We start from the raw sequence: 7928 nt of genomic DNA on the forward strand, positions 1-7928 counted from the left end.
CGTCGGTGGTCCTCGATACGGCCGCTCTTCCCGAGAAACCTAAGTATCTGTGGGATATCGCGTTGTCCCCAAAGGGCGACATTTATGTCGCTACTGGGGCGCCGGCAACCATCTATAAGCTGACTCCCGGCGGGAAACCCGAGCTCCTGCTCAGGTCCGGCGACCAGCATATTCGTTGCCTGCTGCTGGGTCCTGACGGAACACTCTATGCGGGCTCCGATGGCGCGGGTGTGATCTACCGCATCAAGCCGGGTGAGAAGCCATTTGCAATTTATGACGCACCGCGGCACGAGATTACAGCCCTGGCTCTGGGGGCTGATGGCATGCTCTATGCCGCCGGTGTCGGCGACAAACGCAGCCCCAATCTTCCTCCCCTTCCCGTACAGGGGAATCAGGCCGTCTCGGTCACCATTCTTCCCGGCTCAGCCAACGCCGCCTCCTCCAACACTCTGATCCCCGAGGGATCAGAGATTTACCAGATCGCTCCGGATGGAACGCCGCGCCGGCTGCTCACGCTACGCGAAGATGTGATCTATGCCCTCACGGTGCGCAGCGGCCAGCTACTCATTGCCACCGGCAATCGTGGACGCATCTATGCCACGAATCCTGCAGTTCCAGGCGTCTTCACGGATATCGCCCACCTCGACGCCTCTCAGGCCATGTCGTTCGCTCCGACCGCGACAGGGGTCTACATCGCGACCAGTAACTCGGGTCGGCTGTTCCGCCTGGAAGACAAGCCGGCAGCGAGTAATACGTACCTATCCGATGTTTTTGACGCCGGCATCTTTGCGCAGTGGGGCCGGATCGAGCTGCGAGGCTCCCAGGCAGCGGAGCTCTACCTCCGCTCCGGGAATGTCGAGAACCCTGAAATCAACTGGACCGACTGGACAAAGATCACTCCAAATACCAAACCCTCCACTTCAACGAACGCTCGCTATGCCCAATGGAAGGCGGTACTTAGTCCTGATTCCAGAATCGACTCAGTGACATTGAACTACCTTCCCAAAAACCTGGCTCCAATGGTCGATGACCTGGTCGTGCAGACCGGAGCCCGGATGAACCCGCAGCCTGCGGGACAAGGGCAGACGGTGCAGATCACCTTCCCGCGCGCGAGTGCGAATCCCGGCTTCGTCATTCCTCAGGACCCGAACCCTCCTTTGATCGCACAGAAGGACAAGAACTCGATCACCGCCCGGTGGGTGTCCCATGACGATAACGGCGACGACCTGATGTATTCGATCTATTACCGGGGGGACAACGAGACTACCTGGAGATTGCTGAAAGACCGGGTCAACGAGAAGTATTACTCATGGGACGCGGCGCAGCTTCCGGATGGAGGCTATACGCTGCGGGTGGTCGCGTCCGACGCGCCTAGCCACAATCCCGGTGAGACGCTCATGGGAGAACGGGTCAGCGAGCGCTTCGAAGTCGACACCACGCCTCCGGTTCCCGGCCAGTTGACGGCAACGATGGCGAATAACCAGATTCACGCTTTACTGGAAGCAACCGACGCCACTTCAGCCATTGATCACGCCGAGTATTCCCTCGATGCGGGACCGTGGCAATATCTGGAACCTGCGGGCAAACTGTCGGACTCACCCACGGAGCACTACGACTTTACCTTGCCGGTAACCGGATCCGCGGCTGAACACACCCTTGCGGTGAGGGTGTATGACCGGTTTGAAAACGTAGCGACCGCGAAGACGGTTATTCAGTCCGCCGGTCGATAAGGTGAGCGCCTCGGCGCTCGCCTACGGCGATTGCACTGGCCGTCCAAACTCGTTCGCCAGAGATGACAAAGAGGAAGTCTGTGCCTTCATTGATGCCGGTGCGCACGATGGCGCCCGGCTCCAGGCCGACGATCTCCTGGGCGGTGACCTTGAAGGGGAGGGTTTCGAGCGCGCCCTCAATATTCATGTTGGAAAGGCGCGAACGCAGAATCTGTCGTGTCGCCGGATTTTGTACCCTCTTACTGTCCTGCCGCACCAGTTCGCGCAGCACTGTCTCGCTGACCGCAGTCGCCAGAGCGATCTGCATCACACCGCTCATGTTGCCGATGTGCATCCGGTAGGTGACGCAGAGCATATCTTCAGTACGGGGAAAAAGTCTGCCAAGGGTAGCGGGAAGAATGCGCTGACCATACTCGCTGCGCAAACCGCACTGGGCCCAGAGCTGATTCAACTCTCCACAGAGACGGGTCATCAGAATGTCCATGATGGCGACATCAATATCGGTCAGCTCGCGGGGCTCCTCAATCTCGTCCATGTCCACTCCTCCCAGTCCGAGATGAATCACGGGAGCAATCAACTTCAACTCCATTGAAATGATGGCTGCGCCTTCCACGGGGGAGAAATGGCAGAAGGAAAAGTAGGTATGGTCGACATCAATATTTTCGAGCAGCGTCGTAAAGACCTGGCGCTCGGCACCCATCATGCTGATCTGGACGTTGGCCCCCAGCCAGGCGGAGAGACTCAGGCTGAACGTTCGTGAAAACGCCTGGTTCAGCTCCTGAAGGGCCTGCATCTGCGCTTTCGTGATCGTCTTCCGGGTTGCCAGGTTAAGTGTTGTGGGGGAGTTTGTCGTGCCCATGCCCATACCGATACACATGAAGGGCCATGTCTGGACCGGGAAGTTGAGAGATCTCTTATTAAGGACACCTAAGACCTGAATCGGCGGAATGGCACCGCACATGCTCCGCTACCGGTATGGAAAGCGTAATCGAGACCGAACACCCCGGCTCCCCCGAACTTGGAGCAAGCGAGCAGAACCCGGCTCCGGAAGAGTGGACTTCCCTGGCGCACCTGTCAGTGCCACTCTCGGTCTCGATCCCTCTCCCTCATATCTCCCTTGGGGGGTTGATGGCACTGGCTCCAGGTCAGATCCTTGTGAGCCACTGGCCCACCAACCACGATGTTCCCCTGAGTGCCGGCGAGGTATTTGTGGCGATGGTCGACTTTGAACGGGTGGGAGACCAGCTTGGTGTTCGTCTGTCCGGTTTCCAGATGAAAGCGCAGACGACATGAGCGAAAAATTCCATGACCTGCGCCTGCCGTTGACCCTATGCTTCGGCACGCGAAACATGCCGTTGGGAGAGGTGCTGGAACTCACCCAGGGCGATGTATTTTCTCTGGAAAGGACGCTCGACGAACCTGTCCGCATCCTTGCCGGAGGAAAAGAGATCGCAAAAGCAGAAGTCGTGGCGGTGGACGGCAATTACGCCGTCCGCATCCTGTCCACTACTACTGCATCAGAGACTCTTCAGACGAGCGCGAACGAATAACCTGGTCCACGGCATACGGCGCGCGATGCTGCGTCGAATGGAAGTGGCGCACCTGCAGTTCGCCCAGCAGACCGATACCGATCATCTGAATACCGGCCAGGACGAGCACACCGGCGAATCCCATCGCCGGTCCATGTGCGGCCATGATGTGCTGGTGCAGAAAAAGCTTAAGCACGGCGAGCCAGAGCGCAATGGCTCCCCCGGTGACAAACCCCGCCAGACCGATGCGGCCAAAGAAGTGCAGTGGCCGGGTCATGTACTTCAACAGGAAACGGATCGTCAGCAGATCGAAGAAGACGCGGATCGTGCGTGAGATGCCGTAGTGACTCTTGCCATGCTCGCGATTGCTGATCTTAATCGGCAACTCACAGATGCTGGCGCCATACCAGCTTGCGAGTGCGGGGATAAAGCGGTGCATCTCGCCATAGAGCGGGATGGACTGAATCAACTCGCGGCGGTACGCCTTGAAGGTCGTGCCGAAATCGTGGATCTCTACACCGCTGAGGCGCGCCATCGCCCAGTTAGCGATACGTGACGGAATCTGGCGCATGACAACATTGTCGAGGCGGCGTGCGCGCCATCCGCTGACCACGTCGTATCCCTCTTCCAGCTTGGCGAGGAAGAGCGGAATCTCCGCGGGATCATGCTGCAGATCGCCGTCCATGGAGAGGATGAAGTCTCCCTGGGAATGATCAAACCCGGCAGCCAGCGCCGAGGTTTGGCCGAAGTTGCGTCGCAACTTGACCACAACGACCCGGCTGTCGACCGCAGCCACCTCGCGCAGCAGACGGTAAGTGCGGTCGCGCGAACCATCGTCCACGAAGACAAGCTCAAAGCTGTCACCGACCTGCTCCATCACCGCTTTCAGACGGTCATACAGCGCGGTGACGCTCTCTTCTTCATTGTGAAACGGCACGACGACGGAGTATTTAGGCACGTCGCTAGTTTACGCCTTTGGGGCCGCCTTTGCTGGAACCAGGCGTTTCATCAAGCACAGATTTTCCCGCGCCCTTTGTCTTTCGTCATTCCAGCAGCCGGCTACGATTCTCTCCTCGTTCCACTCTCCCCCAGCCTGAAGAAAAATCCGTTCCACGGTGCTGATTGGCGCTCACTTGATGACACACCCTGGCATAAGTGACAGAAAAGAGGTCCTCAAGTAGGTTCCACCCCGTGGACAAAGGCCACCTGCCCTCTGGCATGATGGAGACAGATATCCTATGGCTCGCAAATTTATCGCCGCCGCGGTCGCAATTCTTCTTCTGTGGTTTGGCTACGTCAGCTATACCAACTGGCGCAAATCCCATTCCATGGCGAACGGCGAAATTACTTCTGTCAACGACGGAAATACCCAGACAGCGACTCCTGCCGCAACTGAGCCTGAAAAACCGAAGACACCGACGACAACCTTTGCCGCGCCTTCCTCCTCAACGCAGCCAATCGCCATTCAGCCCTCTGCACCTCTGACGGACTCTCAGCAGCCCAATGCCGTAAACGGCTCACGATTTGCCGGCTCGGGCAAATACCAGGTTTATCGCCAGGGCAATATCACTTACCGCATCGACACGGAAACAGGCCAGGAGTGCATCCTGCTTGCCACCAACGAAGAGTGGAAGAAACCGCAGGTCTACCAGCGCGGCTGCAAGACAAGATAAGAAGCTACTCTTGTGCATTTTTCCTGTTACTGGGTATTCCGGGAGGGGCATGCAGCGGCGTTTTCATTGCGGAAAACGCCCATAGATGCGAACCCCTACATCACACCCACGGGAAAATGCTCTAGCCGGCCTACAGCCTTGAGCTCAGTGGAAACGGATTATCAGGCCACGTAATCGCCTGCCAACCGCTGGAAGCGGTGACCGAGGCGTGCAGCAGCGCACTTCCGATCCCTGCAGCACCAAACGAATATCCAGTCTCCCACGTATCGAACGGAGCAGGAACGTGGCTGTAGCTGTCATACCAACGGCTGCGGTGACCGTAGAAGTCCATCATCTGAACGGTCTCCTGCCCGATACGATCCACCGCTTCTCCGTATCGTGCATCCCGTGTCACCTTCCCCATCCCCAGCAGGAACTCCATTACGCCGGCCTTGCCCGAGTGCTGGCAGAGCGCATTCTCTTCCGGCGCCATCGTCGTCAACGGGCGCTGTAATGCGCTCAGGATGCCGTCGGCCAGCTTCTCCGACATCTGAAAGAAAGCGTTGTCGGCGGTAACTTTGTGCAGCTGATAAAACAGGCGCGCGGTTCCGGCCGCTCCCTGGCTGAAGCCGATTTGAAAAGTGCTCGACTGCGCAGGAAGACAATACGGAATCAGAACGCCTTCCTTCTGCCGGCAGGCGACGCGTTCAATACGAAGCGCACTTTCGCGAGCCGCCTGCAGATAGTCACCCTCTTCGGTATCCTCATACGCTCGAGCGAGCGTGTAGGCGATGCCTGCGGCGCCATACTCAAAATTGGGAACATACGTTCCGTCCGTTTGCTGGATTGGGCGGGACGGAAGTTCACTCAGATGGACGCCTTTACCCGAATCCTGCAAGGCGACTAATCTGTCGGCCCCCTGCGCTGCTACATGACGGTAGCCGGAGTCATCCAGCGTCTGCGCGGCATACAGCAGATAGAGGATCACACTGCTGTCGCCCGCGATGCTCGATGTCTCTGACCAGCTAACCCCATCACTGTCGCGGACGGCTGACTCACTCAGATGACCGGTGACGGCCTCTGCCGCATGTTTAATCGATGTCTCCTGACTGATCCGCCAGGTTTCCGTCAGCGCAAACCCCACGCCTGCCAGGCCATCGTAGAACGAGTGCCGCGTCCCAGGGGTCACCTCCGGAGCTCGCAGCATCTGTGGCCAGGTAGCGGAGAGAAAGCGAGCGCCACTTACCGCGTCATCGAGGTAAGTGGCGTCTCCGGTGGCTGTATACATTTCAAGAAGGAAGAGAAGAATGCCCGCGCTTCCCCGACGGATGTTTCTGCTCTGCGCCGCCGAGAGCTCGCGGCTGGGGTGAATCGGCTCGGGCAGCCAATACTTTCCCTGCGATGACTTCATCTCTCCGGCGCGGATCCATCGTGCAGCTTCCATGGCGCCGTGCAACAAATCGTTGCGCGCATGTGCGGACGACATCCCTGTGTCCGTATCGAGGGTTGCGGTGAGCGTGCCGGTACCGGCGACATCGTTTGCCGGCACTTCATGCGAACCTGCCAGATCTGCTTTCAGTGAGATCTGCGCTGCAAAAGCGCTCAACGAGCCAAGGGACAAAACGGCGGCTGCGACGATGAAACGCATCTGGGTACGAATCTGCGGAAAAGACATATGATTTTCCTCTCAAACAGCAATCAAGTTAGAGGGCCTGAACGGCCGGAATGATGCTTCCAGGCAGCGTGCGCACACGGCGTCGCCCCAGAGAAACAATTGATTCAGATGTCAGGAAGAAAGTGCCGCTCAAAAAACAACGTGCGTGCTCAACCTGCCGGAAGCCAAAAAGGGCTTAGCGGGAGCAACAACAACGTCGATCGGTGCGACGCATCATGATCGTGATAGTAGAGTCCAAACTGCTCGACGTCAAGCGAATGGATCTCTCTCGATAAAAAGGGCGGAGTTCGAACGAAGTAGGCTACTTTTCTTCTGGTCTCGAACTTTTGGTTAGACCTTAGATCGTCACCCGACACAACGCTGGTCATGCCTTTTCAAGTCTGAGAATAGTTGTCGCACATCCAGCATTTCTCTTCGCTGGGGACTGCTCGACCTCGATAAATTCAAGTATTTCGAAAAGCTTTCTTTTCTACGCGTTCCATCAAAGGAAAAAATCCAATAGAGGGACAAAATTTTCATTGACCCTCGTCCATTCAGCCCCCTATAGTTCCCTCCGAATTTTGGCAGCGATCAATCATGTTCCCTCCAATTGGTCTGACCAAAATATCGTCAAGGAGCTTTGTATGACTTTTGGCCAACGACGTAAGATAACGTGTATTTTTGCGTTCCTTCTTCTCTTCGTGACTACACTCACGCTCCCCGCACAGACCGGCGGTACCGCCAGTCTTCAGGGGGCCATTACCGATCCCACGGGCGCCGCCATCGCCGGTGCGAACGTAACAATTACCAACACCGATACCAAGGTCGCGCGTAACACCGTCACCGATACCGAAGGCCGCTATTCCCTTCCCAATATTCCTCCCGGCCCTTATAGCCTGACCGTCTCTGCGACGTCGTTCAAGGGCTACTCCCAGACAGGCCTCGTTCTTGAAGTTGGCAGCAGCATCACCATCAACCCGTCACTCAGTGTCGGTACCTCCACCGAAACGGTGGAAGTCGCAGCATCCGGCGTTGCTATCGAAACAGAATCGGCAACATACAAACAGGTCATCGACCAGAAGCGCATCACAGAGCTTCCGTTGAACGGCCGCCAGGCCACGCAGTTGGTTCTGCTCACAGGCGGATCCGTGGTTGCACCCAGCAGCGACATGGTCGGTTCGAAAAACTACATCACTTCGGTCGTGATCTCAGTCGCTGGATCGCAGGGTAACTACAACAACTACCTGCTCGATGGTGGTGGCTATACCGACAACTTCACCAATGTGAATCTGCCGTTCCCCTTCCCGGATGCGTTGCAGGAGTTCTCGGTCGAGTCGAACTCACTGCCGGCGCGTAACGGACT

General features: G+C 57.4%; 8 protein-coding genes. 5 read left to right on the forward strand and 3 right to left on the reverse strand.

The window, feature by feature from the left end; all coding sequences use genetic code 11:
- Positions 1–1730 (forward strand): hypothetical protein (locus AB4043_RS10520; RefSeq protein ID WP_442307017.1); only part of this gene is annotated, 1730 nt, incomplete at its 5' end.
- Here the strand turns inward: AB4043_RS10520 and AB4043_RS10525 are convergent.
- Positions 1708–2691 carry a hypothetical protein gene (locus AB4043_RS10525; RefSeq protein ID WP_442301341.1) on the reverse strand — a complete coding sequence of 328 codons (984 nt, stop codon included), beginning with the start codon at positions 2689–2691 and terminating at the stop codon, positions 1708–1710. The genes AB4043_RS10520 and AB4043_RS10525 overlap by 23 nt on opposite strands.
- Before the next feature lie 14 nt (positions 2692–2705).
- On the opposite strand from AB4043_RS10525, the gene AB4043_RS10530 reads away from it, so the two are divergent.
- The gene (locus AB4043_RS10530) at positions 2706–3023 is read left to right on the forward strand and encodes a FliM/FliN family flagellar motor C-terminal domain-containing protein (protein WP_442301340.1); all 318 of its coding nucleotides are present in this window, start codon (positions 2706–2708) and stop codon (positions 3021–3023) included.
- On the forward strand, positions 3020–3280 hold the full coding sequence (locus AB4043_RS10535; protein WP_147648618.1) for a FliM/FliN family flagellar motor switch protein: 261 nt from the start codon (positions 3020–3022) through the stop codon (positions 3278–3280). Before AB4043_RS10530 ends, AB4043_RS10535 begins: the two co-directional genes overlap by 4 nt.
- Here AB4043_RS10535 and AB4043_RS10540 read toward each other — a convergent pair.
- Positions 3240–4217, reverse strand: a complete 978-nt coding sequence (locus tag AB4043_RS10540; protein WP_442301339.1) for a glycosyltransferase family 2 protein — start codon at positions 4215–4217, stop codon at positions 3240–3242. The genes AB4043_RS10535 and AB4043_RS10540 overlap by 41 nt on opposite strands.
- Positions 4218–4497: 280 nt before the next feature.
- Between AB4043_RS10540 and AB4043_RS10545 the strand changes: the two genes are divergently transcribed.
- Positions 4498–4932 (forward strand): hypothetical protein, encoded by a 435-nt coding sequence (locus AB4043_RS10545; protein WP_442301338.1) that lies wholly within the window; start codon positions 4498–4500, stop codon positions 4930–4932.
- A 130-nt stretch (positions 4933–5062) separates the two neighbouring features.
- On the opposite strand, the gene AB4043_RS10550 is transcribed toward AB4043_RS10545, so the two are convergent.
- Positions 5063–6586, reverse strand: a complete 1524-nt coding sequence (locus AB4043_RS10550) for a lanthionine synthetase LanC family protein (protein WP_442307018.1) — start codon at positions 6584–6586, stop codon at positions 5063–5065.
- A 680-nt stretch (positions 6587–7266) separates the two neighbouring features.
- On the opposite strand from AB4043_RS10550, the gene AB4043_RS10555 reads away from it, so the two are divergent.
- On the forward strand, positions 7267–7928 hold a 662-nt coding region (locus AB4043_RS10555; RefSeq protein ID WP_442307019.1), incomplete at its 3' end, for a carboxypeptidase-like regulatory domain-containing protein.

Origin of the sequence: Terriglobus sp. YAF25, assembly GCF_052113305.1 — a bacterium.
In the GTDB taxonomy this organism is placed as follows: domain Bacteria; phylum Acidobacteriota; class Terriglobia; order Terriglobales; family Acidobacteriaceae; genus Terriglobus.